Source organism: Anaerotignum neopropionicum (assembly GCF_001571775.1).
Taxonomy (GTDB): domain Bacteria; phylum Bacillota; class Clostridia; order Lachnospirales; family Anaerotignaceae; genus Chakrabartyella; species Chakrabartyella neopropionicum.
Window position 1 is genome coordinate 140,265 of the sequence record NZ_LRVM01000005.1, and the last position, 23,579, is coordinate 163,843.

The window sequence follows — 23,579 nt, forward strand, 5'->3', positions numbered from 1 at the left end:
TTACTTTTTCATATTCTTAAAAAAATTGAGATCGAGGCTAATCATTAATTGATTAGCCCCCACCTCTCACACCACCGTTCGTACGGTTCCATATACGACGCTTCTCTCGTCTACACAAACTTTCGAGTAATAAATAAAAAAATAAATAACTCCTAGGTTGTTAATGTTTGGTTACCTAGACTTTTACTTAGAATAGGGCTGTTGGAAATTCTCCAATAGCCTTTTCTTTTGTTTGCAAACTTCCATGCTTTCCGTTCATTAATTCCATGCTGTTTCGCCTTTTAAGTTTCTTCTGACTTTCTTCCATTGTTTCCAATAGACCCCGCGGATAGTTTAAGGCTTTGGCTTATGCAGCAGCCTTGCCAGATCTATATATACCTGATATGACTTCTGTTCGTGAGTCCAGAAGTTTGCCTCCAGCTTCCTCAGATTTCCCGTTGCCGAGGCCACCCTTGCTCTTGGCTATGTGCTTGGCACTACTAACCCGCACGCGGGACTTTCACCCGTTAGAGTGCGCCCATGCTGGGCACACTAAAAAACCTCTGATTTTAAAAAACAAAGGTTTTTCAAGCTACTGGTGGGAATCGAACCCACGGCCTGCTCATTACAAAAGCATTTCATCATACTCAAAATCCTTAACTTTCAAGAGTTCCCGACTTATTTGAAATAATGCCTTTTAGTAAATTGTAAAACATAAAAATTGCAAGGGTAGGGCATTGGTTTCCCTCCAATTTCTCGTGAGAAAAAATCAATCTTTTTCCCCATATGACGTGCATATTCTGTATCTTCCAAACCATAACCCTCACGCTAAAATATTGTGAAACCAGCCTTTTAAAAACAAAAAGTGTGCATTTCTCACAGATTTTCTTTTAGAAATTCAGGCTTTTACAGTAGCCATTTGTTATTCTATATATTCTGAATTTCATCATCATTTGACATTTCTGTTATAATATTTGGATTTAGCCATGAATCATCAGGTTTACATATTAAACGTGCGTTATTATAAGCCATAGAAAGTTCTAATATCGTTTCGGGTATATAGTAGTCCCCTACTCTATTTAAAACAAGGGCAAAATCAGCTTCTTTCCCATATGTCCCCTCTAAGTATATAGGCATCAAAAACTGTATTTTTCCAATTTCATTTTCTCTCTGCGGTCTATATTGTGGAACTACATATTTATAATTTCTGGTGGCAATTGTTTTGGCAGTCTTAATACCTGCCTCTAATTTACTAGCAAGTGATGGAAGTTGTGATTCATCGAAAGTATTTTTGTACTGTTCTGGAAATCTATTTCTCTCTATACCATCGACAATTGAATGATTTAACTTCTCTTCCGTCATATCAATTTCCAACCTTGTGTCAAATATAATATCATTTATATCAACAAAAAACTCTATAACATGAGGCCATTCCTTTATGTCATTTGATAAGAAATTATATTCAGTGGTCAGTTTTATTTTACTATCTATTTTACGTGGATTATTCAATGCTACAAAAGTACCATTTTTTTCATATACATCACCAATAATGATTACATCTTTCGCATATTTTGTTAATAGTCCAGAATTGAAAATACAATGTTTTCTATCTTCTGAAAAAACAATTTTATGATGATTTTTAGTTGTGTCATCATCATATTCAATGAAAAGTTTACTAAACACTTGTGTAATATACGATTCTAAAATAGGATATTGCGTTTTTGTACGAAAGCAAGAAGTATCTATTTCTGCAAAGTCCCATTTTTCTCCAGGCATCAATTGACTATGTAAAGTACAAATAAAATCATTTGCATCTTGATATGAGCGAAACTTAATTAACCCCATATTATAAGCATTTAATCTGTTAAAAAGTTCTTTTTTTGTGCAAAAATAAACCCCACTCCATCTACCATATTTATCTTTCTTGAAATAAGCAATAATATTATCGTTATTCAAATTTAAATACCCAGTATCAATAAATTTAATTCTTGTTTGTGAGTTGAATTCTTTCGCTTCACTTGGGTTACCATTTTTATATTCATAAAATCCAACTTTGCCAGAATTAATTTCGTTTTGTACAAAAGTATCTAAGTCTGTACCAGTCACAGTTGCTCTAGTAATTTTCTGTAAATCCGAGATGTACACAGTTTCATTACTAATATACCCTAAAGAATATAGCCCAGATTTTGTTTCGTCATAATACTTTTCCATGCAAGCAAACCTCCAATAAATTTTCTATAAAACTTAGTCAAAAAATAAAATCATTTAAAATCCAACAATTTTCTTAATTAATTATAGCACAATAGTTTACAGACTAAAACAAAGGTAATATGTCTTTTGAATTTAGATATAAAATTATGCCTTTGCATACAAATTTCAAAAATAATTTCATTTCCATAAACTTTTAACTACAAGTACCTACCTACCATTGTTGCCCATGTTACCTCAATGGTCAACAAACTTTTGGGCAAAAAAAAACCTCTTAACATAAGTTAGAGGGTTTGAAGCTACTGAGGGGACTCGAACCCCTGACCTGCTGATTACGAATCAGCTGCTCTACCAGCTGAGCCACAGTAGCACATTCATTGATTCCGTTTTTTCGATAAAACGGCATGCCAAAAATCGTGACATCGTTGCAATTATAGCATAGTGTAAAATAAAATGCAATCCTTCCTTGTACAACTTTACAACTTTTCAACTGAATTTTACCATCTGCGTCCATGAGGAAATTTGACTTTGTTTTGAATACTTCTATTTTAAACAAATTTCATGGAAGCATGGGAAAAACAGCTTAACTTCTTAAAAATTAGAAAATCAAGCATTTTCTCTCCTGTCGAAAAAGGTTCATTTTTTCAAAAAAAGATCACCTCAGTCTTTGCTTAAACAGAAATACTGCCGCTATCTGTAACATCAAGAAAGCCCTTCTGGAAAATCTATCAGCCAAACAATCAATTATCTTTCCTGTATTATAAAACAGAGTAAGCATCAAGCACAATGCCTTATTATGAATTATAAACGCAAAAATCCGCATTGCAATGCAAATTTATTGCACCACAAACGGACTTTTTTGTTCTTGTTAGCATTATCTGCATTCCGCCATTCCTATTGCAAAGCAAAGTCAATGTCCTTTATGCTTTGCCTTACGTTTTTCCTGGCGCAATTCAAACCGCCTCTCTTTTTGGGCTTCTTTTTGCTCACGAGAGTATTTTTTGCGTTCCAATTTTCCTTGCTCCTGCTGAAGCTTCAGCGCTTGCTGCGCTTTTGTTCCGATGCCTTTATTTTGCAGCTGATTTTTTATTTCTCGCTGCATTCGCTTCGGATTAATTCGCTTTTGGGCAATGCGCTCAACCTCCATGGATTTACTAAATCTCAAGCCTTTCCAGTTCATGAGGAGAAATTCGTATACCTCATAATCCTTTGGCTCCGCACCAAAAGTAATCTTGCTGACCTCATATTTTCCGTCTGCTTCACGCTCATAGATGCCGATCCAAAAAGGTTCCTCAAAAAAAACAGTAAGCTTTGCCATCGTTTGATCCATGTTTATCCCTCCTTATTCATTCATAACAAAGAACGGACAACCAAGGAGGCAGGTTACTGACAGCTACCGCTGCGTCCGGACTACCAACCGGATCTGTGTTTTTATCTTCGCTGTTTATCATTATATCATAAATAAGTTCAATTTACCAGTGTAAGAAACGCAGTGTTTTCAAGGGTTGCTGAACTTTTATCCTGTATAATTTTAGTCTAAAATGACCCCCATTAGTAACATGATAGTAACAACAAACCACTTCCAAATGAAGTAATTTTATTCATCCTGGAAGTGGTCTTTTTCATCATCAATGTATGTCATTTGTGATTGCTTCTGACAACTCATATAATGGTCAAATTTCAATTTTAGGGTGTTACCCCTTACAAGTTATCATTGAAATAAAACAAGGCTTAAATGACCAATTTTAATGATGAACCAGGTGACCTTCATCATCACATTTTTGAAGTTATCTTTTCAATTCTTAATTATAGCACATAGTTCAATAAAGTGGTATAATATTCTAAAGTTCATTGAACCATTGAAAGGGGTGTGTATTTATGCTTGACCAAATGCTGAATCAGTATGCAGACAAATTTGCTGACAACTTTCCAACCTTCTGTGTCAGGGAAATGGATGACGAAGAAATCACCAAGCTGATTCAGAAGGCACTTGATACCAATACACCTTTTGATGTTGTCTACAAGAAAGAAATTGATTATTGAAAGCACCCTTGGAAGAAGAAATCCAAAGGTGCTTTTTTAGTGCAAAAATCAAGGGTACAAATATATCAAGACCCTTGAAAAAAGGTCATATAAGCGAAAATATGAGGTTGATTTTTTACTGTTTTGACCATTTGAACATGGTATTGATGAAATTCAGCATTTCAAGCCTGGACACTTCACCATCAGGGTTGAATTGGTCATTGTATTCAAACCAACGATAAGATATAGCAGTGTTCAAAGAATCCTTTGCCCAATGCTTGGTGATTATCTTCCATTCAGAATTTGGTTTCGCAAACTTTGCCATGATGTTGACCATTTCACCCCAGGTGACATTCTTATCAGGGTTGAACTTCCCATCAGCACCCACTGAAATCAGACCTGCATTTGTCATGCTGTTGACCGCTTCATAATACCAAGCATTGGATGCAACATCCTTGAAGCTGCTCTTGTCCGAATAAACAGCAGTCCTACTTTCAGGGGTCAGAAGTCTATACACGATTTGAATAAACTGTGCCTTTGTTAAAGTGTCTTTTCCCCCAAGCATACCATCAGTATAACCAATCAGATATTCTGTCTTTGTGGTGTCCAGGACAGCCTTCCCATAGGATAGCACAACAGCCTTCTTGGTTTCAAGTTGGGTCACTGTTGTGACAGTAGGGGTGTAATGTGAATGACTGCTTCCACCACTGCTGTTGTTATTGGAAGAAGGTGGTGTCACTGGTGTTGGGTCAGGTGTAGGGGTTGGAACTGGTGTATATTCTTCAACTTTGTAAGTCTTCCCATTGGTCAACCCAACAATTTCTGTTCCAGTCAATGTTCCTGATTCTGATTCCAATGATGTCAGTGTTCCATCTGCTTTCACATAGCTTGTTGTTCCATCCACTGAAATCTTGTATTTCTTACCTGATGTAAGACCTGTGATTTTTCCATCACCTGCCGTTCCCAGGGATGCTGAATCAAGGATGACTGCTGTTGGTGGGGGTGCAGGAAGTTCAAAGTCTAATTTTAAGAAAGAACCACCTGCTACATCAGTGAAATCTGACACCCAACCTTTGACAATTATGTTATCATCAGCATATAAGGCTTGTAACACTTCCAAGTCTTGTTCATGGGTCAGTGTTCCAAATTCGTCATTGGCAATGTCAGCACCCCCATTTGTAGCTGTATTTTTGAAAATCTTGCTGTCAGTGATGGTCAACACACCACTGTTATAAATTCCACCGCCAAGGTTGCCTGAACTGTTTCCAGTGATGGTGCTTGATGTGATGTTGCATGTTGATGACGGTGATGCAATCAGAATTGCACCGCCTTTTCCAGTAACATGACCATTTGTGAAGGTGCAGTTTTCAATATGGGTTGGTTTACCTGAATTGATTCTTATATGACTTCCATCCATACTGCTGTTGGAATCAAAGGTGCAATTCTTGAAATATACTTCACCATCACCAATTGAAACAGCACCACCAGGCATTGGTGACACAACATTCTTTATGGTCACATCCTGGAAGGTGACATCTGAACCGATACTGATGAAGGAAAAGTTTGATGATAGTTCAGCACCATCAAAGGTGATATTTTGCACCAAGAAGGGTGCTTCTGAATAGGACAATGCCAAATAACTATTGCCTGCTGTTCTTTTCAGTGTGATGTGCTTGCCAGGGTCACCAATTACTGCATCAGCAAATAATTCAATTTGACCCTTGAACCCAATGACATCCCCATCCTGTGCAGCTTGGATTGCTGCTTGCAGTTCTGCCAGGGTACTGACCTCAACTGTGACTGCTTCATCCCCTGATGCAGCCATCACTGGTAATGATTGAAATATCATCATTACACCTATTAGACACATGGTCAATAGGATTTGTTTAAAACTGGTTTTTCTTGCTTTGTTCATCTCTGTGAACCTCCTGATATATAATATTTTGCTGCATAATTGCAACACCTAATATTATAAATGGGAAGGTCAATTTCTGTCTTCTCTTGTCAAAAGAAAAGACCCCTGAACCGAAGTCCAAGGGTCTAAATTATGTCATAATAAATTCAAAGTGTTGATTTTGCTGTGTTAGCAAGGTGTTTTGTTACTAATGTGTTACACATGAACACCTTCTGCTGCTTTTTCCATTGCTTCATTCATACCATTCACCATATAGTCCACAATACCATCAAGGTCACTCTTTTCATTGACAATGTTTTGTATTCCACCCATGTCAATTTTGATTTCTGCTGTGGTGAACCTGTTCACCGCTTGTGTTTCAGCAATGTCACGCATATATTTCAAATCTTCTTCTGATGCTGTGACTGCATCCTTCATGTCACCAGTGTTTCCTGCTATGTCATCAAGGTTGGAAGCCATTGCATCAAAGCCATCATACATGGATGAATCTTGTTTTGCTGCTGCTTGAATCTGTGCTGCATCAATTGCAGCTTGTCTTTCTGCTGTTGCAGCAATTGCATCTGATTTCATCTGATTCAAAGCCATATCCCTTGCACTGATTTTTGCAGCAACATCATTTGCATAGTCTGTCAGTTCAGCATTCCTTGCTGCCTTATTTGCCTGATTTTCAAGTTCAGCAGTAGTTCCAAAGGAAACCTGTGCAACTGCTTCAATGGAAACCCCAGGAATCTTGTTCAGGACAGCAATGAAATCATTGATGATGCCAATAGCACCATTGACCATGTTTTCCAAGGTCATCAGGACACCTGCTTTCATATCACCCATAAAGTTTTGAATAGCAGTGCTGACAGTCATCACTGTCAACTGGAACTTATTGAAGCTATTCATGACCCAGTTGACACCAGTCATAATTCCAATCCATGCCCAATCACCTGCGGTCTTGATTGCATTCATAGCAATCATCCAGGCAATTTTGACCCCACCAACAGACTGAACCCACTGATAGAGTTTAGCAACCAGGAATCCAATCAGAATTGCAATCCAAAGGATAGGGTTGGAAAGCATGGTGACAATCAATGCTTGGTTTGCTGCCACTGATAACCATGTTGCAGCAGCAGAAATTCCTGTTATCAAAGCATAAGCAGCAACAGCAGCAGCCAATCCCCAAAATACAGGTTCTATTGTAGACCAGTTTTCATGAATCCATCCTGCACCCTGTGCAATTATTGAGAGGATAGGTTGGAAGGTCATCAGCAAGTCATTCTGAATACCTTGCCATGCTTGGGCAAATGTAACAGGCATTGATTCAAACTGTGCATTGACTTCATCTGTTGCTGACAATAATGCATTCTTGACAATATCAGCAGTGATTTGTCCATCTGCTGCAAGCTGCCTGATTTCACCAATTGGTTTCCCAATGTAATCTGCTATTTCTTGGATAACATTTGGAGCAGATTCAAACACTGCATTGAGTTCTTCCCCCCTCAACACCCCTGAACCAAGTGCTTGTGTCAACTGTAAAGATGCACTTTGCATTTCCTGTTGACTTGCACCTGCAATGACAAACATTTTGTTCAAGTTCTCTGCAAATGCAATTGTTTCATCATTGGAACTGAAAGCATCACCTGCCCTTTGTCCTAACTTTGCCACAACATCAGCAGTTGCGATATATGACCCCCTTGACCTTTGTGCAGATTCAAAGATTTTCTGTTGAAGTTCATCAGTGGTTTGAAGTCCATCATTCATCAAGTTCAATCTTGCTGTTGTTTGTGTCATGGTGTCAGATAAGTCCATGACCTTCCCAATGGATTGAATAGAAGCATAAGCTGCAACCATGCTCAATGCCTTTTTAGCAAGACCATCCATTGCTGAATGCCCCTGATTCATCTGATTATTAAGGTTTTCTTGCTGCTGTCCTGCCTGTCTGATGCTTTGTTCAATTTCTTCCATTTGGGTGTTCGCCATGTCAACAGACCGCCTTGCATTATCTATTGCAGTTGTGTCAAAACCATGATTCACTGCATTGTCAACAGACTGTAATGCACTGGTCATCTGTTCCACTGCACTAATAACATTGTGCAGTGGGGAAGACATTCTATCTACTAAGTTAATTTGTGTTGCGATACTTGCCATTATTTCACCCCCAGTCTTTTAAGTAATTTTTTCATACCAATCAAGAACCAATGTTTCTTGATGTATTGCTTTTCAACAGTTCTTCTTTCAGATTCCCATTTGCAAAGATTCTGATAGATTGTCCAGTTTCCAGTGATACTGTTATCTGACCAAATGAACTTGATTATTTGGTCATCAGTCATGTTTTTGATGCTTGGTACAATAGTTCTGATGACTTTGCAGAATCCCTGTTTAGAATTCAGTTCAGCAGTGTTCAAAGACATTACTGCTTGAATGAAGGGAACATATACTGAATAACTCACTGCTTTGTTCAAGATGTATGTTCCATCATTGGTCAAGACTGCAAGACAGTCAGTTGATTCCTGATTCTTGAAGGTCAGTTCTTTGATATAACCAACCTTCACAAAGTTGAAGTTTACTGCCCAAACCTTTTCACTTATGACTTCTATGTTCTTATTCATGTTTTTCACCTGCCTTTCTTTTTCCTGCGATAATAAGGTTTGCGTTCAGCATTTACACTGGAAAGAACCACATCATCACGCAATAGCAATTTCCCCAAATCCTTTTGTGATAGTTGTTGTGTTATTTTGGTGTCACTATCATCAGCATGTAAAAAATAGTAGATGACTTTGTGTTTTTCTTCCATTTTCAGCTTCCTTTCTGATGGAATCATGAGGTCATAAATTCAAACCCCTGATTCCACTTGGTTTTTATGGTCTTTTGTTACTAATTGGTTATTAGTTGAAGATTGTTTCAAACACATCCACTGGAAACAATCTGATTTGCAGTATGTTCACCAGTCGGTTTTTCTGCCTTGATATGGTTGAAACATCAACTTCAAAATGTTCAGCAATTTCTTCCCTGGTCTGACCTTCAAAATACTTCATTGGTATGATGTCAAAATATGGGTCATCAGCTATTCCATTCAGTGCAATGTCAATTTCTGAAATGTATGATTCTGTTTTAATAATGGCTTTTTTAAGTTGGTCAATTGCATTGTCTTTCTTTTCAAGTTCTTGACTAAGGTCAGACAGTGGTGCATTCTTACTCCACTGAACAAAACTTTTAGACTTACAAGCCACACCATGCTTTTCAATATCCTGAATTTCCTGATGCTTCTGCTTGACAGCAGCTTCAAACTTTGAGTAAGAATAAAGCAAAGTTTCAGTTTTCTGAAAAGGTGTCTGACCTTCTTTTTTCATCAAACCTTGCTTTTTCAATTCTTTGACAGTTGCATCTGTTGTGGCTTGGATTGTCTGTTTCACTAATTCTTGTATGTCCATACTGAACCCCTTTCTATGTTAAAGGGGAAACAAGGCTGCTTTCCCTGTTTCCCCTTGTTGTAATGGTGTTATTAGTAATGATATTTTTTCACAAGTACATTTTTTTCCTGGTTCAGTCCAGTGATTATGTGTCTTTCAGTTACATCCGAAATACCAAAGGGAAGGGAATCATTACATAATAATTTCAAGACCCTGCAAATCAAGGCTTTTTCAGGTCATTTGTTACTAACCTGTTATTATTGAAGTGTTTTTGAAAGTTAATTTTCAATTATCCTTCAACTGGTGCAGGGTTGGTTGCGGTGTAAGGCTGACCATTTGCATCAAAGTCCTGGTTTCCTTTGGTGAATACACTTTCAGTTACAACTACCGTTTTCCAGCCTTCACCCATTGAGAAATTACATGAAGTTGTTCCATTGGTCTTGATGTAATGACTTCCATTCATATAAACCATCTGACCAACTTCATATGTTGAATAGTCTTGAATTTTGAACATCTTGCAAGTTTGATTCTTTTCATCAAATTCAGTCCTGGTCATTCTTACACATAAATCTAATTCTTTCATTCAAATCACCATCCTTTCAATTATTCTTCATTATCCTGGTCATCATTGGGAACTTCCTGAAAGAAATCATTCTTTTCAGCAATTTCTTCAATGATGGTTGAATAATTGATGATTGCATCTTCATCCTGGATTTGACCATATCCATCTACTGGAATAGTGAATGTTTGTCGATTAACAACATACCTTTCACCAAAGCCTTTCTTATGAAGGAAGATTCCATTTGCAATGGATTCAACTTCATTGAAAGTGTTCAGTGCTGTTTCAATCTTGTTCAATTTACCAAAGGTCTTTGGAAATGTGCTTGTACCAGTAGCAGTTTCAAGTTCAACATGCTTTCCAATTACTCTTTTGAAGACCTTCATCTGCTCATGGTCATCAACGAATTCCTTCAAGATTTCAAAAGCAACATCATCAGTGATTTCAGTTCCTTCAATTTGAAGAAGCTGCAAGGCATTGTTCACAAGAACCGCCTTATCAGTAATGACTTTGGGTTTCTCAAAAAGCATTGGAAGAACCTGCTTCTTTGCATCAGCAATGACCAACTTCAACTTCTGATTCAGAACCTTACCATTTTTTTCATTTGCACCAATAGCAGTATCAACTGCTGTCTTTGCAGCTTGCATGGTATATTCAGGGGTGTACTTATTAGGGGTTTCATTGAGTTCTTCAAATGCCTTCTTGATTTCTGCTGCACATAAGTCAGTAATAGCATGATAGGCTTCAATGATTTCTTTGATTTTCTTTACCAGTTCTAATTTCATTATTCTTCATCCTTTCTTTTTTGAATTGGCATGTATAATCTATCTACTGCATGATTTGTTGATTCTTTACCTGGATACCGCCATGATTCAGCTTTCATGACATCTGTTTCAGAATAGTAAAGCTGTTTGTTTCCATCTTCATCAGTGCCATATGTCAAATATGTTCCTTTGGGGTATCTTCCACCAGGTAACCATTCAGGATATAGTTCTGTAAATTCCAATGCTTCTATGGGTTTTAATCGTGCCCTGTTGAGAAGAAAAGTAACTGCACTTTCCAACTGCTGTGTTTTATGGTTTAGCAGTTCAATCTGCTGTTCCTGTTCTTCCAGTTGTTCTGCAAGTTCATCTTTGTTTTTCATTTCAATCATCCTTTCTAAAATGGGTTAGTCAGCAGGGGTTGTCCTGCTGCTTGTAGTTGGTTGTTGATTCCCTGATATATTCCATCAATCTTGGTGTTGTAGAACTTTTGAACTTTGTTCAATGCCTGTTGTTTTTCATCAGGGGATAGTTCCAACAAGCATCTTCCAACACTTTTGTGTGTGCTCTTATGAATCTTGGTCATTGCTTGCTGTTTTTCTATATTTAATCGAATGACTTCATCCAATTGTTTCTGTACATCAATCAAGCTGCATCACCTTCCTTTTTATGGTTTAATAAATTCAAAACCTTGATTTCAAAGGCTTTGAAGGGTGTTTTGTTACTAACCTGTTATTATCAGGCTTTCCAATCATCCAAATCCAGGTTAAATGACATTGATTTGGATGTGTTTTGTTCAATAGATTCTGAACCTTTCTTGAACTTGGTCTTTTGTGTGATTGTCCTGGTGCTGCAATGAATCTTTGCTTTGTTCCCATCCTGAAAGTAGTGTTTAGAAACCCTTTCAATCTGATGGCAACAAGGGCAAACCACATAATAGAACCCACTGTCATATGCAAAAGGTTTTACATCCTCAAAATGCTTGGTTCTTTCATCCATATATAGAATTTTGTTAGTCCTGCCACATAACACCTTGATAGCGGTCACATGCTTCAAATTCAGTTCAGCTTGATTAGTGAAATAAATTCCAAATCCCATATTCATTTGAATCACCCCTTTCTATAAATTTGTTTGGTTTATTATAAAAATTCTCTAGTTTTGCCTAGTAGTTTTGAACCTCAACATTCTTCAACATTCCCCCTAGTAATTTTGAAGGTCAACAATTGTCAACATTCTTCTGTCCTTTTTAGGGGGTGAAAAATGTGAACATACTTTTTTAGGGTGTCCCAAATATCCCGATAGTGAAAATTACTTAACAATACTTAACAGTTTTTGAATGCTAACATTTACTAACCTGTTTTTAGGGACTGCGAAATGTGTGGATATACCTTATCAGGCTTCATATAAAGGTCATATAGGAATTTTCTTTGTGTCCTTGATGATTTGGTTGCCCTGGTCACTTACTGGTCAATATAAGCAACCAGGGCATCAAACCATGTGACAAAGAAAACAAGGTTATCAGGCTTTTTTTAATAGCTAATGCACACCTGATTGTCAGGTAAATCAGGAATTGAAAGGGGGTTTCCTCTCTTTCATAATTTTTTAGTACCTGACATGTATATTATACTAAATATGGGCATCATTGTCTTGCAAATACACAACATGTGGTTATAATTATAAAAATACCTACTACATATAGTATTTTTGAATATTAACTTTCAAAATTGTTCATGCACCTGTTCAATGCTAGAAAAGCAGTGGAACAATCACAACCCTTGATTTTACAAGGTTTCTCAATAAATTTTGTTCAAGTGTTCAAGGGAAATCCTATACTTACTATATATAATTATTTTTAGCGTAATTTTTTGATGTTTTTCTCTTATATATAAAGAAGTTAATAGTGACATTGAACGCTTGAACAGCACCCAAACAAACCCAGTATTCACAAGGGTTTTAACCTGTTCAATGTCAGCCAGTTCATATTGAACACTGCCTTGAACACTTGAACAGAATTATACTTATATCCACCGCTGTGACGGATATGAAGTAGCTAAACACTACCCCTTTAATTGAAATAAAGAACAGGACAAACCATCCCAACCATATGTCTGTACGAAATTCGTACCGACATCAAATAACCTGATTCTGTAAGCATCACTAACGATACATTTGGATTTCCAATCAATTTTTCATTCGGCATATATAACTTGCCGAACTCTTTTCAGGGAAAAATATTCCCTAAACTCATTCGGGGACAAATTGTCCCCGACTTCTTTTCTACTGATAAAAAAGACCTGCACACACAATTGATGTTGTGATGCAGGTCTTAACTTAACTTTCAGATTTTCGATTCTTATAGGTGTCAGCTATTATCTTTGTGACCCTGTCCTTACTCAATCCAACCTTTTCTGCAATATAGTCATATGTTCTGCCTGAATTCGCCAGGTTCAAAATATACTGATACTTTGCTTCTGTTGATTCAAATTCTAATGCAACAGGGTTATTTGACACATAAATGTACATACCAGGGTAATGTTCTTGAATTAACTTTGCTATGTCTTCACCCAGGTCTTCCTTGACCTGTCTGATGTTTACTGTAACAGGCATCTAATCACCTGCCTTTTTTAATGAATACCCTGGACTTGACACCCCAAACCCTTGTATCAACAACTGTATATCCAAAGTATTTATTGACGAACCTTGCAAAGTCTTCTTTGGCAAGAACATTGAATTTGAAGGAATCACAAAGTTCCTTGTATAAGTCATAAATTGCACATGTTCTGAATCCATCAAAATCTTGATTGTTTTCCATAACCGCCAATACCATGAATGAATCCTTATATTCCTCAACATAGCGGAACGATTTTTCATATTCCTTTGTCACAATATATCGGATGTCAGTAGAAGGTCTGAACTTCCTTTTTGACACTTTTTTTAGAACAATGTCAACCTTCAAATCAAGTGCTTTTTCATAAGCTGCCAAGTATTTTTTTCTAATGCTGTCTAACATGATTATTCACCAACCTTTCCATCAAGTTCAATGAACTTGTTCAAAGCCATCATGACATATTTTTGAAGGTCATTTTCCTGTTCTGCTTTGACCACCAAGTTCTGACCTTTGAAACCATCAAGCATGACATTATAGATTTCATAAGCAGCTACATCAGAACCTGCTGCATCAAGCAATCTTTGAATTAACATTAAAGTCATCAACCTTTGAAGCTGATTTGCATATTGCTTATAACTCATGAAAGTAATTTCAAATTCATCTTTGATTTCCAAGGAACGAAGAAACTCATTGCATTTATGAATTTCAAATCCATTACTTAAAGGAAATTGATGAACTACACCATCCACTGATTCAGGGGATTCCTCATGCACATACACTGAAAGAAGTTCCCCAGTTGTGTTATTTGATAGCATCATGCCAGTAATATTGTTCTTATTGATTTTCATAATTTGTACCATCCTTTCATCCTATTTGTTTTCAATTATTTTGTTGATGTTCTTCTGAATCTCATCAAGTAATAGATTGATAAGTTCCATTGAATGCTTTTTGCTCATCAGCTTCACCTTCCTATTCAATTTTAGCTTTCTTGAATCCCTTATTTTGTTTCAGTAAGTGTTGCAGCACCTGTTCCAAAAAACAATTCTTGTACTGGACAATCCAATATTGCTGATATTTCCTTCATTACCTTGATACTTGGATTTTTGCTTTTGCCATTTTCAAGATTCATAAGATATTGAGGGGTAATTCCAACTTGCTTGGCAACATCCTTTTGCTTCAATCCAAGTTCAATTCTTTTCAGCTTTAATTTGCTTACCATTTTGTCACATCCTTTCTCAAAACTAACCATATCGGTTGTAATTAAATAATACTACCAATTCGGTTAATTGTCAATAAGTTTTACAAACATAATTGACATATTGGTTGTTTGGTGTTACTATTAAGACACCAAAATAAAAAGTGAGGTGATTTTGTGATTGGTGATTGCATTAAAATAGCAAGGAAAAATGCAGGTATGACCCAGGAAGACTTAGGAAAAGCAATTGGAATGTCAGGTGTCGCAATAATGCGTTACGAAAAAGGGCAGCGTGAACCTAATAAAAATGTGGTTGAAAAAATTGCAAAGGCATTAGGGGTAAACCCTAACTTCTTAATGGATTGGGATGAACAGTACCCTGACATTGCAATTGAAGTGGAAAAGCATGAAAGATTTGTTTCCTATATGAAATCCCTTGGGTTTGATGTGGTTTACTATTCTGAACCATGCACTATTCCAATTGAAGCAGTTCCCAAGGAATTCAAAGATGAAGTCCAAGGTTCTTCTGTTGAAAGTGAAACTTTTTCTGTTTCAATTATGTACGAAGGTGACCCTTTAACATTAACAGAAGATGAATTCAGTGAACTTCAAAAGCAAACAGCAGAATCAATTGAACATCAGCTTTGGAAATTTAAGAAAATCCAAGAAAATGAAAGGTAGGTCACTAATATGAAAAGATTAAAACTTTGTGTATTAACTATCATTGCTATTTTACTTTTACAAAGCCAAGTTGTTTTTGCAGCAGACCAAGAAATCAATATTGTTGTAAATGGAAACCCCATTGAATTTACAGAAAATAGTGGTTATCCCTATGTAGATGAAAATTCAAGAACAATGGTTCCTTTGCGTATAACTATGGAATCAGCAGGTTGTTCAGTTGGTTATGACAAGACTAATCAAGTAGCAATTGTTATTTCAGAACATGACAGGGTTGAAGTACCAATTGGAACAGACTATATTTACAACAATAACGAAAAGCTTCAAAATGACACTTTTGCAGTTGTGAATAATGGAAGAACTTATTTACCCATAAGGATTGTGTTGGAATCCATGGGGTATACCGTTGAATGGGATAGTAAAACAAAAACTGTAAATGCCTATAACTTCACTATTAGTGATGAATTTGTGCCTTATAGCACATCAAGCCTTGAAACCTTAGTTAAAAATGTTCTTAGTGGTGATGTAGTATACATTGGTGGACAGTATTATGCTACACCTGAATATGTAAAGCAGATAACCAATACTGTTATTCAATATACAGGTGATGATTTGAACACTTCAATTTATCCACAAAGTAATAGATTTGACTTTACTGATTTTGATTCAAACAGTGTCGAATGGAAATGAAAAAAGGTCACCCACTGACTGCAATCAGTAGATGACCAAAATAAAAGAATCCCCAGGCTGCAACCCAGGGATTCAAGAAAGCACCAAATCAAGATGAAGCTGATGAGCAAACAAGATGAAATGGTCTACATTACATTTTACCATTTCATTCTTGAAAAATCAATTGAAAGGAATGGTAAATTATGCGTAATCCGAACGGATGGGGCAGTGTTGCGAAACTGTCAGGAAATAGAAGAAACCCTTTTGTGGTGAGAAAAACAACTGGATGGAATGACAAAGGACATCCAATCTATGAAACTATTGGCTACTATCCAACAAGGGAAGCAGGGATGATTGCCCTTGCTGAATACAATAAGTCACCTTGGGATATTGATGCCGAAAAGATAACCCTGTCATCATTGTTTGAACAGTGGTCTGAAAAGAAACTTTGCAAGATGAGTAAATCAACGCAAGGTTCACTGAAATCTGCATACAAGCACACCAAGCCACTTTGGAACATGAAATATAAGGAAATCAAATCATTCCACATGCAAGACATCATTGATGGGTGTGGCAAAGGATATTCCACCCAGTGGGCAATCAAGAACCTGTTTGGTCATCTTGATAAGTTTGCACTTGAAGTGGATGTCATCAACAAAGGGTATGCCCAACTGACCACTGCTGAACCAATTCCTGAAACAAGCAAAGAACCATTCACTGATGAAGAAGTTCAAATCTTGTGGAAGTTCCAGGGTGAACCTTGGGTTGATTCAATCCTGGTGTTCCTATACACTGGTTTCAGGCTTAGTGAATTATTGGGATTGAAGACAGAAGACATTGACCTGAATGCAGCTACAATTCAAGGTGGTGTCAAGACCAGGGCAGGAAAGGACAGAATTGTTCCAATCCATCCCAAAATATATCATTTGATTGAAAACCGTGTTCAGGAAGGCAATCAGTACCTTTTCAGCTACAATGGCAAGAAGATTCCCCCTGTAACCTATTACACATTTTGGAACACTGTGATGGAAAGCCACAACATGAAGCATACACCGCATGAATGCAGACATACTTTCAGAAGTAGACTTGACAGTGCAGGTGCTAACAAGAAATGTATTGACCTTATGATGGGGCATAAATCCAAAGAAGTTGGTGAAAGAGTTTACACCCATAAGACACTGGATGAACTCAAAGAAGCAATCCTTTTAATTGCTTCCTAAATTGAAAGGAATAGGTGAATAGCATGGGAAAAATAATCGAATTGAAGAAACAACAAGAAATGAAAATGACTTACAAAATTACAATAAAAGATGATTGTTCTGAACACTCATCTGTTTTCTATGATGAAGACTTAAAACAATACATTGTTACACTTTGCACATACTCTTTTGATAGAATTACCATACTCAAAAATCAAGCAATGCACAAGTTGAACACTGGACTTATTGAAGCCTTGTAATGCAAAATAAGGTGCTGCATATTGGGATGCAACACCTTATTTTTATACCGTTCAGAATCGAAAATCAGAATTGAACTAATATCACATTAGTAACAAATTTCAGACAAACCCAGTGTTTTCAAGGGGTTGTAAAAGTATTTACAATATTATATCATTTTAAAAAACTATTTAAAGTAAAATATTTTACATTTTTTATACAATTTTTCTGTTTTATAAAAAAAATGGGCCATGTCTGTTTGATCCCAGACACAACCCGTAATTTTTTTATAAAACCACAAAACAAATATATATTCTAAGCATAAATATATCCCAAAGTGCCGTCCTTACCGCTTGACACCTAGCCTAAGCCAGGTGGGTAACCGCAGCCAAAGCATCTGCCTTCCCCCGCCCAAAGGGAATTATCTTGGGGCCTGACATAGCTTTTGCATATAGGAATCCCGAGTCAGTTGTGTAGGTTCAAATATGGTAAGTTCTCGAACACTTCAGGAATTTGTATTTACATTATACAACGCAATTCGCAATTCTTCAATAGGGAAACTTCTACATATTTGTCGAATCCTTTATGGAAACCATTCCCACTAAAATTGCTCCAAAGAGCAGTGCAACATCGGCAATATTGAAAATCGGGGCATTTTTTCCCTTATCAATATATATAAAATCCGTCACATAGCCCTTTTTCCATCTTTCCAAAAAATTCCCATAAGCGCCACCAAGGGTTACGGCCAGTGGAAATGCATACCGCTGTGTATCTTTTTTGCCAAAACAAGCCAAGAGAAAAAATATACTGTAAACAGCCGTCAATCCTCCCGTTATGCTAAGAATAAAATTCTTTTTCCCTGCAAATTTATGATATGCCATTCCAGAGTTCTTTATGTGCTGGAAATACAGGAGATTTTCGGAAACTTTTTTCCTCTCACCTCGCGGCAAGCGTGAATCTGCCCATTTTTTTGTTCCCAAATCCAAACCCAAAACACCAAGAAAGACCAAAAAATTTTTCAAATTGCTTCACCTCATTCTATAAAAATTGTATTTTTTGCCACAAAAGGCGGTATAACTTCTCGATTTCCCTTGCCACAACCAAACTACCGTATTATAATTTTATTACAGGAGACAATCATTTGTAAACAAAAAAGAGAGAGGTGTTATAAAATGGCGTTGGTTACAACAAAAAAAATGTTTGAAAAAGCTTTTCAAGGCGGCTATGCCATCGGCGCATTTAATATTAATAATATGGAAATCATTCAGGGAGTGGTTGAGGCCGCAAAGGCACAAAACTCTGCCGTTATTCTTCAGGTTTCTAAAAGTGCGTTAAAATATGCTCATCCTAAATATTTAAAGGCCATGGTAGATGCAGCTGTGGAAGAAACCGGCTTGGATATTGCCCTGCATCTGGATCACGGCTCTGATTTTCAAGTTTGCAAGGACTGCATTGAATATGGCTTCACCTCAGTCATGTTTGACGGCTCTCATTTAGATTATGAAGAAAACATAGCACAAACGAAGGAAATTGTTGAATATGCCCATGCAAGAGGCGTTGTTGTGGAAGCAGAGCTAGGCAAGCTTGCAGGTGTAGAAGACGAAGTAAAGGTTGATGCGGCGAATGCGACCTATACAGATCCCGATCAGGCCGTTGATTTTGTAAAACGCACGGGCGTAGATTCCTTGGCAATTGCCATTGGTACCAGCCATGGCGCTTATAAATTTAAAGGTGAAGCAAAATTGGATTTTGACCGTCTGGAAAGCATATCGAAAAAACTGGAGACAGAAGGCTTCCACAATTTCCCCATTGTTTTGCATGGTGCTTCTTCTGTAGATCAAAACTGTGTTGCAATGTGTAACGAATTTGGTGGAAATATTGCAGGTGCAAAGGGAATCCCTGCGGAAATGCTGAGAAAAGCCTCAGCAATGGCCGTTTGCAAAATTAATATGGACACTGATCTTCGCTTGGCAATGACGGCGGCAATTCGCAAATCCCTTGGAGAAAATCCTTCCGCATTTGACCCTCGTGGTTATCTTGGCGCCGGCAGAGAGCTAATCCACTCATTGGTTGAGGATAAAATCAAAAATGTAATTGGCTCTACAAACTCCATGAACTAAACAAAAATTTTGCAAAGCTGTTCCGAAAATCGGAGCAGCTTTTTCTGAAAAGGAGGCATTTTATGTACGAATTAATTCAGGTTGCGGAAAACACCTTTTATATCAACTGCCCCTCAAAAATTGGGGTCTACCGCGCTTCAAAGGAGGCGGTCTGGTTAATTGATAGCGGAAATGATAAGGATGCCGGGCGAAAAATTCAGAAAATCTTAGAACAGCAAGGTTGGAAGCTAAGTGGAATTATAAATACACACTCCAATGCCGACCATATTGGGGGGAACGCTTTATTGCAAGACAGGCTAAACTGTCCTATTTATTCTACCCCTATGGAAAACGCCGTAATTGAAAGCCCTATTTTGGAGCCTTCTTTTCTTTATGGCGGTTATCCGTTTCAAAAGCTGCGAAATAAATTTTTAATGGCTACTCCCTCCAAGGCTCAGGATATTTCTTTGGCAGCACTTCCCCATGGCATGGAGATTTTCCCGTTGGGCGGGCATTTCTGGCAGATGATCGGGGTAAGAACACCGGATAACATATACTTTTTAGCTGATTCTGTTTTCAGCGAAGCAATTTTGGAGAAATATCATATCAGCTTTAACTATGATGTTACGGCTTTTTTTAAAACCCTTGATTTTCTGGAAACCCTTGAAGGTGTGCTTTTCATCCCTGCCCACGCTGAGCCCACGGAGAATATTCGCCCCTTGGTAGAAATAAATCGAAGGAAAGCCAATGAAATCCTTCAAGAATTACTAAATTTATGTGACGTCCCAAGGTTTTTTGAGGAACTTCTTCACTCTATATTTGAAAAATACGCTTTAACCATGGATTATGCACAATATGTTCTGGTAGGCAGCACCATTCGCTCCTACCTATCCTATCTTTACGATGCGGGAAAGATGGAGGCTTTTGTGGAAAACAATTATCTTTTTTGGAAAACAATCAACCAAGCTTCTTCGGCAAAATAACATAAACAGTATCCACTTCCTTTCATCCCCAAAATTCATATTGACAATATTATTATATCGGCGTATCATAGTTTAGTATCGCATGAAAAAGCCAAAAAACACCCAAAAAAGCGCTGTTTCGGCAGCGCTATAATTGCGCAGATTTTACAACTATATCGGGATTTCAATACGAAAAAAGGGGGTTACATAATGAGTTCCGTGGCTACAGAAATAAAGGAAAATAAAATGGGAACTATGCCCGTGAACAAGCTACTTTTTGGTATGTCTGTACCTATGATTATATCCATGCTGGTGCAAGCACTGTATAATATTGTAGATAGCGCTTTCGTCGCTCAAATCAGCGAAAATGCATTATCCTCAGTATCTTTAGCCTTTCCCATGCAAAACTTTATGATTGCCGTAGCTGCAGGCACAGGGGTTGGTACGAATGCTTTGCTTTCAAAAAGCCTGGGTGCCAAAAAGTTCGATATCGCCAATAAAACAGCCAGTGTCAGCATCTTTTTAGCTGTTATGAACTGGTTACTATTTGTCTTTATTTGTCTTTTCTTTACAACACCGTTTTTAAAGGGACAAACAGATGTTATAGAAATCATAAAAGGTGGCGAAGTTTACCTTCACATTGTCCTAATTGGATCATTAGGAATATTTATTGAGGTTGCAATGGAGCGCTTATTGCAATCCACAGGGCGAACAATGGATGCTATGATTAGCCAAAGCATTGGTGCTTTGGTAAACATTGTTTTAGACCCTATCTTTATTTTCGGTCTATTTGGCATACCGAAAATGGGTGTGGCAGGTGCAGCCATTGCCACCGTTATTGGGCAATTTATTTCTTGCACGGTTGGTGTTACACTAAATTTAAAAAGAAACCATGAAATTCGTATTAAAATAAAAGAAATGCTGCCAAATAAAGCAATCCTTAAAAGCATTTACGTTGTTGCACTACCTTCAATTTTAATGATTTCCATTGGTTCCGTTATGATTTTTTGCATGAACCGCATTTTGGATGGCTTTACTTCAACGGCGATTGCTGTTTTTGGCGTATACTTTAAGCTGCAGAGTTTTATCTTTATGCCGGTTTTTGGTCTAAACAACGGCATGGTTCCAATTATTGCTTATAACTATGGAGCAAAAAATAAGCTGCGTATTCATCAAACAATAAAATTAAGCGTAATTGCCGCAATTGTCATTATGATTGCTGGATTTGCTACTTTTCAAATTCTTCCAGAAAGACTTTTGGCCATGTTTAAGGCCTCTGAAAACATGATCGCCATTGGTGTGCCGGCTTTAAAAATCATTTCCTTTAGCTTCCTTCTAGCCGGATATAATATCGTCGCCAGCTCCGTGTTTCAGGCGTTGGGCAATGGAATTTACAGCCTAATTATCTCCGTCGTAAGACAGCTGGTTGTACTTTTGCCGGCAGCTTATATTTTGGCACGTTTGGGCGAACTAAATATGGTTTGGCTTGCATTCCCCATTGCGGAAGTGGTGGCCTTTGCCCTTTGCTCTTTTTTCCTTGTTCGAATTATGAAAAGGTTGGATTTTTAAACTGTAGGTAAAAATATATTTACACTAAGGTTAACGAGAAACCCACTATTTCAACACAAAAATTTTACAGATTTTTATGCAAACAAAGCCCGTATTGCTTGGATTTATAAAGAATCCTAAATAAAGCAATAGGGCTTTTTTTATTCATACAAAAATTGAATTTTCAAGGCATGCAAAGGAGCTTTACGACTGCAAAACCCATAAAGCGTAATCTACATATAAATTGCAAGAAATCAGCATTGCCTCCTCATCAATATCAAACAAACCGTGATGATGGGCAACCCTTGTATTTGGATTTTCATCATTTCCTGTGCCAATAAAAGCATACATTCCTTTTGTTACAGCCAAATAATCGGCAAAATCATCGGCGCCCAAAGCCTTCTCATAATCCGTCACAATATTAGAACGATCAATGAATCCTTGGGCAACGGCTATCACTTCATCTACCGTTTGGGCATCATTCACCAAAGGGGCTGCAAAATCCAAAAAGGTGACCTCTGCTTTTGCATCGTACATTGCTGCGGTTTGCTTGGCAATCTCAACCACTCTTTCATTAGTAAATTTGCGTACTTCCGGCAAAAAGCTTCTGGTTGTCCCCTCAATTTCCGCTTTTTCCGCAACAATATTATACTGGGTACCCGCCTTGATTACACCGACACCTACCACTACGGTTTCCAACGGTGCCGTACTTCTTGCCACTATGGATTGTAAGTTTACCACAATTTGCGCTGCAATATAAGCTGCATCCACCCCCAAGTGAGGCATAGAAACATGGGCACCCTTTCCCGTTATTTCTATTTTAAAATAATCACAGCTGGCACACTGGGGACCTTTTGTCAAGGCAACCTTTCCGCTTGCCAATCTGCTTGCCACATGGGCGCCAAATACCCTTTCACACCCCTCCAGCAAGCCACCTTCAACAAAAAGTCTTGCTCCTTGGCCAATTTCCTCCGCCTGCTGAAAAAACAGTCGAATCTGCCCCGAAAAATCATTCTCCATGGATTTTAAAACCTTTGCCGCCCCAAGCAAGGTTGCCGTATGAGCATCATGACCGCAGGCATGGCAAAAGCCCTTTCTTTGGGAACGATAAGGCACGGTTTTCAAATCCTCCATGGCAAGGGCATCCATATCCCCCCTGAGAGCAACGATTTTTCCTTGAGGAGATTTTTTCCCGTCAATCCATGCATACACACCCGTTTTCCCCACCTTTGTGTGAGGAATGCCCAAGGAATCCAGTTCCTCCTCAATTTTCTTACAAGTTTCATATTCCTGCAGGCTCACCTCGGGATGGGCATGAAAATGCCTTCTCAGCTGAACCATATAATTTTTTTCCTTTATAATATAATCCTTTAGTGCCATATCCTTACCGCCTTTTCTTAAATGCATTTATTTTAAAGAAAAATACAAAACAGACGAGTTCATCGGCAAAGGCCGACAAACCCATCTGTTTTCACTGGATGGGAACCCCCCTCCTGCACTTCAATGTAAATCACTATTATGAAACCCCATACTTATCAAATTATT

The 23,579-nt window shown here is 37.6% G+C and carries 26 protein-coding genes, 1 tRNA gene and 1 other RNA gene; 8 read left to right on the forward strand and 20 right to left on the reverse strand.

What is annotated here, in order from left to right; all coding sequences use genetic code 11:
* Positions 1-906: 906 nt before the first annotated feature.
* From CLNEO_RS15420 to CLNEO_RS09330, 3 genes are all read right to left on the reverse strand, one after another.
* A complete protein-coding gene (locus CLNEO_RS15420; RefSeq protein ID WP_157723536.1) occupies positions 907-2,190 on the reverse strand; it encodes a DUF3825 domain-containing protein in 1,284 nt (427 codons plus the stop codon).
* Between the two features lie 294 nt (positions 2,191-2,484).
* Positions 2,485-2,557 (reverse strand) — tRNA-Thr (locus CLNEO_RS09325).
* Positions 2,558-3,097: 540 nt separating this feature from the next.
* Positions 3,098-3,517: a YjdF family protein gene (locus CLNEO_RS09330; protein ID WP_066087808.1), complete on the reverse strand. Its 420-nt coding sequence runs from the start codon at positions 3,515-3,517 to the stop codon at positions 3,098-3,100.
* 548 nt (positions 3,518-4,065) lie between these two features.
* Here CLNEO_RS09330 and CLNEO_RS15840 point away from each other — a divergent pair.
* Positions 4,066-4,230: a hypothetical protein gene (locus tag CLNEO_RS15840; protein WP_157723537.1), complete on the forward strand. Its 165-nt coding sequence runs from the start codon at positions 4,066-4,068 to the stop codon at positions 4,228-4,230.
* 115 nt (positions 4,231-4,345) lie between these two features.
* Here CLNEO_RS15840 and CLNEO_RS09335 read toward each other — a convergent pair whose 3' ends face one another.
* The 14 genes from CLNEO_RS09335 to CLNEO_RS09400 all read right to left on the reverse strand — a co-directional run bounded on the left by CLNEO_RS09335 (position 4,346) and on the right by CLNEO_RS09400 (position 14,666).
* On the reverse strand, positions 4,346-6,124 hold the full coding sequence (locus tag CLNEO_RS09335) for an S-layer homology domain-containing protein (RefSeq protein ID WP_066087809.1): 1,779 nt from the start codon (positions 6,122-6,124) through the stop codon (positions 4,346-4,348).
* A gap of 195 nt (positions 6,125-6,319) precedes the next feature.
* Positions 6,320-8,257, reverse strand: a complete 1,938-nt coding sequence (locus tag CLNEO_RS09340) for a tape measure protein (RefSeq protein WP_066087813.1) — start codon at positions 8,255-8,257, stop codon at positions 6,320-6,322.
* On the reverse strand, positions 8,257-8,718 hold the full coding sequence (locus CLNEO_RS09345) for a hypothetical protein (RefSeq protein WP_066087816.1): 462 nt from the start codon (positions 8,716-8,718) through the stop codon (positions 8,257-8,259). The genes CLNEO_RS09340 and CLNEO_RS09345 overlap by 1 nt, the downstream gene beginning before the upstream one ends.
* Before the next feature lie 5 nt (positions 8,719-8,723).
* Entirely contained in the window at positions 8,724-8,903 is a 180-nt protein-coding gene (locus tag CLNEO_RS09350) for a hypothetical protein (protein WP_066087819.1), read from the reverse strand.
* 91 nt (positions 8,904-8,994) lie between these two features.
* Complete coding sequence (locus CLNEO_RS09355; protein WP_066087822.1) at positions 8,995-9,540, reverse strand: sigma-70 RNA polymerase sigma factor region 4 domain-containing protein; 546 nt, start codon at positions 9,538-9,540, stop codon at positions 8,995-8,997.
* Positions 9,541-9,808: 268 nt separating this feature from the next.
* A complete protein-coding gene (locus CLNEO_RS09360) occupies positions 9,809-10,102 on the reverse strand; it encodes a hypothetical protein (RefSeq protein WP_066087825.1) in 294 nt (97 codons plus the stop codon).
* Positions 10,103-10,122: 20 nt separating this feature from the next.
* A complete protein-coding gene (locus tag CLNEO_RS09365; protein WP_066087828.1) occupies positions 10,123-10,863 on the reverse strand; it encodes a hypothetical protein in 741 nt (246 codons plus the stop codon).
* Positions 10,863-11,222 carry a hypothetical protein gene (locus CLNEO_RS09370; protein WP_066087831.1) on the reverse strand — a complete coding sequence of 120 codons (360 nt, stop codon included), beginning with the start codon at positions 11,220-11,222 and terminating at the stop codon, positions 10,863-10,865. The genes CLNEO_RS09365 and CLNEO_RS09370 overlap by 1 nt, the downstream gene beginning before the upstream one ends.
* A gap of 14 nt (positions 11,223-11,236) precedes the next feature.
* Positions 11,237-11,488, reverse strand: coding sequence for a hypothetical protein (locus CLNEO_RS09375; protein ID WP_066087835.1), 252 nt, complete (start codon positions 11,486-11,488; stop codon positions 11,237-11,239).
* Between the two features lie 89 nt (positions 11,489-11,577).
* Positions 11,578-11,943, reverse strand: coding sequence for a hypothetical protein (locus CLNEO_RS09380; protein WP_066087837.1), 366 nt, complete (start codon positions 11,941-11,943; stop codon positions 11,578-11,580).
* A 1,227-nt stretch (positions 11,944-13,170) separates the two neighbouring features.
* A complete protein-coding gene (locus CLNEO_RS09385; RefSeq protein ID WP_066087840.1) occupies positions 13,171-13,446 on the reverse strand; it encodes a hypothetical protein in 276 nt (91 codons plus the stop codon).
* A 4-nt stretch (positions 13,447-13,450) separates the two neighbouring features.
* Positions 13,451-13,822, reverse strand: coding sequence for a hypothetical protein (locus CLNEO_RS09390; protein WP_157723538.1), 372 nt, complete (start codon positions 13,820-13,822; stop codon positions 13,451-13,453).
* Between the two features lie 29 nt (positions 13,823-13,851).
* Positions 13,852-14,295, reverse strand: coding sequence for a hypothetical protein (locus CLNEO_RS09395; protein ID WP_157723539.1), 444 nt, complete (start codon positions 14,293-14,295; stop codon positions 13,852-13,854).
* Between the two features lie 149 nt (positions 14,296-14,444).
* Positions 14,445-14,666 carry a helix-turn-helix transcriptional regulator gene (locus CLNEO_RS09400; protein ID WP_066087850.1) on the reverse strand — a complete coding sequence of 74 codons (222 nt, stop codon included), beginning with the start codon at positions 14,664-14,666 and terminating at the stop codon, positions 14,445-14,447.
* A gap of 153 nt (positions 14,667-14,819) precedes the next feature.
* Between CLNEO_RS09400 and CLNEO_RS09405 the strand changes: the two genes are divergently transcribed.
* From CLNEO_RS09405 to CLNEO_RS09420, 4 genes are all read left to right on the forward strand, one after another.
* The gene (locus tag CLNEO_RS09405) at positions 14,820-15,323 is read left to right on the forward strand and encodes a helix-turn-helix domain-containing protein (protein ID WP_066087852.1); all 504 of its coding nucleotides are present in this window, start codon (positions 14,820-14,822) and stop codon (positions 15,321-15,323) included.
* Positions 15,324-15,332: 9 nt separating this feature from the next.
* Entirely contained in the window at positions 15,333-16,010 is a 678-nt protein-coding gene (locus CLNEO_RS09410; protein ID WP_066087858.1) for a copper amine oxidase N-terminal domain-containing protein, read from the forward strand.
* A gap of 182 nt (positions 16,011-16,192) precedes the next feature.
* Complete coding sequence (locus CLNEO_RS09415) at positions 16,193-17,209, forward strand: tyrosine-type recombinase/integrase (RefSeq protein WP_066087861.1); 1,017 nt, start codon at positions 16,193-16,195, stop codon at positions 17,207-17,209.
* A gap of 23 nt (positions 17,210-17,232) precedes the next feature.
* Positions 17,233-17,448: a hypothetical protein gene (locus tag CLNEO_RS09420; protein WP_066087864.1), complete on the forward strand. Its 216-nt coding sequence runs from the start codon at positions 17,233-17,235 to the stop codon at positions 17,446-17,448.
* Positions 17,449-17,750: 302 nt separating this feature from the next.
* Here the strand turns inward: CLNEO_RS09420 and ssrS are convergent.
* Both ssrS and CLNEO_RS09430 read right to left on the reverse strand, forming a co-directional pair.
* A non-coding RNA gene (gene ssrS / locus CLNEO_RS09425) (6S RNA) lies at positions 17,751-17,940 on the reverse strand.
* Positions 17,941-17,988: 48 nt separating this feature from the next.
* Positions 17,989-18,447 (reverse strand): signal peptidase II, encoded by a 459-nt coding sequence (locus CLNEO_RS09430; protein ID WP_066087868.1) that lies wholly within the window; start codon positions 18,445-18,447, stop codon positions 17,989-17,991.
* Between the two features lie 150 nt (positions 18,448-18,597).
* On the opposite strand from CLNEO_RS09430, the gene fba reads away from it, so the two are divergent.
* The 3 genes from fba (at position 18,598) to CLNEO_RS09445 (ending at position 22,055) form a co-directional block, all read left to right on the forward strand.
* Positions 18,598-19,545, forward strand: a complete 948-nt coding sequence (gene fba, locus CLNEO_RS09435) for a class II fructose-1,6-bisphosphate aldolase (RefSeq protein WP_066087872.1) — start codon at positions 18,598-18,600, stop codon at positions 19,543-19,545.
* Between the two features lie 62 nt (positions 19,546-19,607).
* Positions 19,608-20,507: an MBL fold metallo-hydrolase gene (locus CLNEO_RS09440; RefSeq protein ID WP_066087875.1), complete on the forward strand. Its 900-nt coding sequence runs from the start codon at positions 19,608-19,610 to the stop codon at positions 20,505-20,507.
* Between the two features lie 189 nt (positions 20,508-20,696).
* A complete protein-coding gene (locus CLNEO_RS09445) occupies positions 20,697-22,055 on the forward strand; it encodes an MATE family efflux transporter (protein ID WP_066087878.1) in 1,359 nt (452 codons plus the stop codon).
* Between the two features lie 183 nt (positions 22,056-22,238).
* Here CLNEO_RS09445 and CLNEO_RS09450 read toward each other — a convergent pair whose 3' ends face one another.
* Positions 22,239-23,414: a M20 metallopeptidase family protein gene (locus CLNEO_RS09450; protein WP_066087882.1), complete on the reverse strand. Its 1,176-nt coding sequence runs from the start codon at positions 23,412-23,414 to the stop codon at positions 22,239-22,241.
* Positions 23,415-23,579: the final 165 nt, after the last annotated feature.

What these genes read in the sequence shown, in the direction of transcription:
- CLNEO_RS15420 (WP_157723536.1), bottom strand. Translation starts at nt 2,190, where the DNA reads ATGGAAAAGTATTATGACGAAACAAAATCTGGGCTATATTCTTTAGGG.
- CLNEO_RS09330 (WP_066087808.1), bottom strand. Translation starts at nt 3,517, where the DNA reads ATGGATCAAACGATGGCAAAGCTTACTGTTTTTTTTGAGGAACCTTTT.
- CLNEO_RS15840 (WP_157723537.1), top strand. Translation starts at nt 4,066, where the DNA reads ATGCTTGACCAAATGCTGAATCAGTATGCAGACAAATTTGCTGACAAC.
- CLNEO_RS09335 (WP_066087809.1), bottom strand. Translation starts at nt 6,124, where the DNA reads ATGAACAAAGCAAGAAAAACCAGTTTTAAACAAATCCTATTGACCATG.
- CLNEO_RS09340 (WP_066087813.1), bottom strand. Translation starts at nt 8,257, where the DNA reads ATGGCAAGTATCGCAACACAAATTAACTTAGTAGATAGAATGTCTTCC.
- CLNEO_RS09345 (WP_066087816.1), bottom strand. Translation starts at nt 8,718, where the DNA reads ATGAATAAGAACATAGAAGTCATAAGTGAAAAGGTTTGGGCAGTAAAC.
- CLNEO_RS09350 (WP_066087819.1), bottom strand. Translation starts at nt 8,903, where the DNA reads ATGGAAGAAAAACACAAAGTCATCTACTATTTTTTACATGCTGATGAT.
- CLNEO_RS09355 (WP_066087822.1), bottom strand. Translation starts at nt 9,540, where the DNA reads ATGGACATACAAGAATTAGTGAAACAGACAATCCAAGCCACAACAGAT.
- CLNEO_RS09360 (WP_066087825.1), bottom strand. Translation starts at nt 10,102, where the DNA reads ATGAAAGAATTAGATTTATGTGTAAGAATGACCAGGACTGAATTTGAT.
- CLNEO_RS09365 (WP_066087828.1), bottom strand. Translation starts at nt 10,863, where the DNA reads ATGAAATTAGAACTGGTAAAGAAAATCAAAGAAATCATTGAAGCCTAT.
- CLNEO_RS09370 (WP_066087831.1), bottom strand. Translation starts at nt 11,222, where the DNA reads ATGAAAAACAAAGATGAACTTGCAGAACAACTGGAAGAACAGGAACAG.
- CLNEO_RS09380 (WP_066087837.1), bottom strand. Translation starts at nt 11,943, where the DNA reads ATGAATATGGGATTTGGAATTTATTTCACTAATCAAGCTGAACTGAAT.
- CLNEO_RS09385 (WP_066087840.1), bottom strand. Translation starts at nt 13,446, where the DNA reads ATGCCTGTTACAGTAAACATCAGACAGGTCAAGGAAGACCTGGGTGAA.
- CLNEO_RS09395 (WP_157723539.1), bottom strand. Translation starts at nt 14,295, where the DNA reads ATGAAAATCAATAAGAACAATATTACTGGCATGATGCTATCAAATAAC.
- CLNEO_RS09400 (WP_066087850.1), bottom strand. Translation starts at nt 14,666, where the DNA reads ATGGTAAGCAAATTAAAGCTGAAAAGAATTGAACTTGGATTGAAGCAA.
- CLNEO_RS09410 (WP_066087858.1), top strand. Translation starts at nt 15,333, where the DNA reads ATGAAAAGATTAAAACTTTGTGTATTAACTATCATTGCTATTTTACTT.
- CLNEO_RS09415 (WP_066087861.1), top strand. Translation starts at nt 16,193, where the DNA reads ATGCGTAATCCGAACGGATGGGGCAGTGTTGCGAAACTGTCAGGAAAT.
- CLNEO_RS09420 (WP_066087864.1), top strand. Translation starts at nt 17,233, where the DNA reads ATGGGAAAAATAATCGAATTGAAGAAACAACAAGAAATGAAAATGACT.
- fba (WP_066087872.1), top strand. Translation starts at nt 18,598, where the DNA reads ATGGCGTTGGTTACAACAAAAAAAATGTTTGAAAAAGCTTTTCAAGGC.
- CLNEO_RS09440 (WP_066087875.1), top strand. Translation starts at nt 19,608, where the DNA reads ATGTACGAATTAATTCAGGTTGCGGAAAACACCTTTTATATCAACTGC.
- CLNEO_RS09445 (WP_066087878.1), top strand. Translation starts at nt 20,697, where the DNA reads ATGAGTTCCGTGGCTACAGAAATAAAGGAAAATAAAATGGGAACTATG.
- CLNEO_RS09450 (WP_066087882.1), bottom strand. Translation starts at nt 23,414, where the DNA reads ATGGCACTAAAGGATTATATTATAAAGGAAAAAAATTATATGGTTCAG.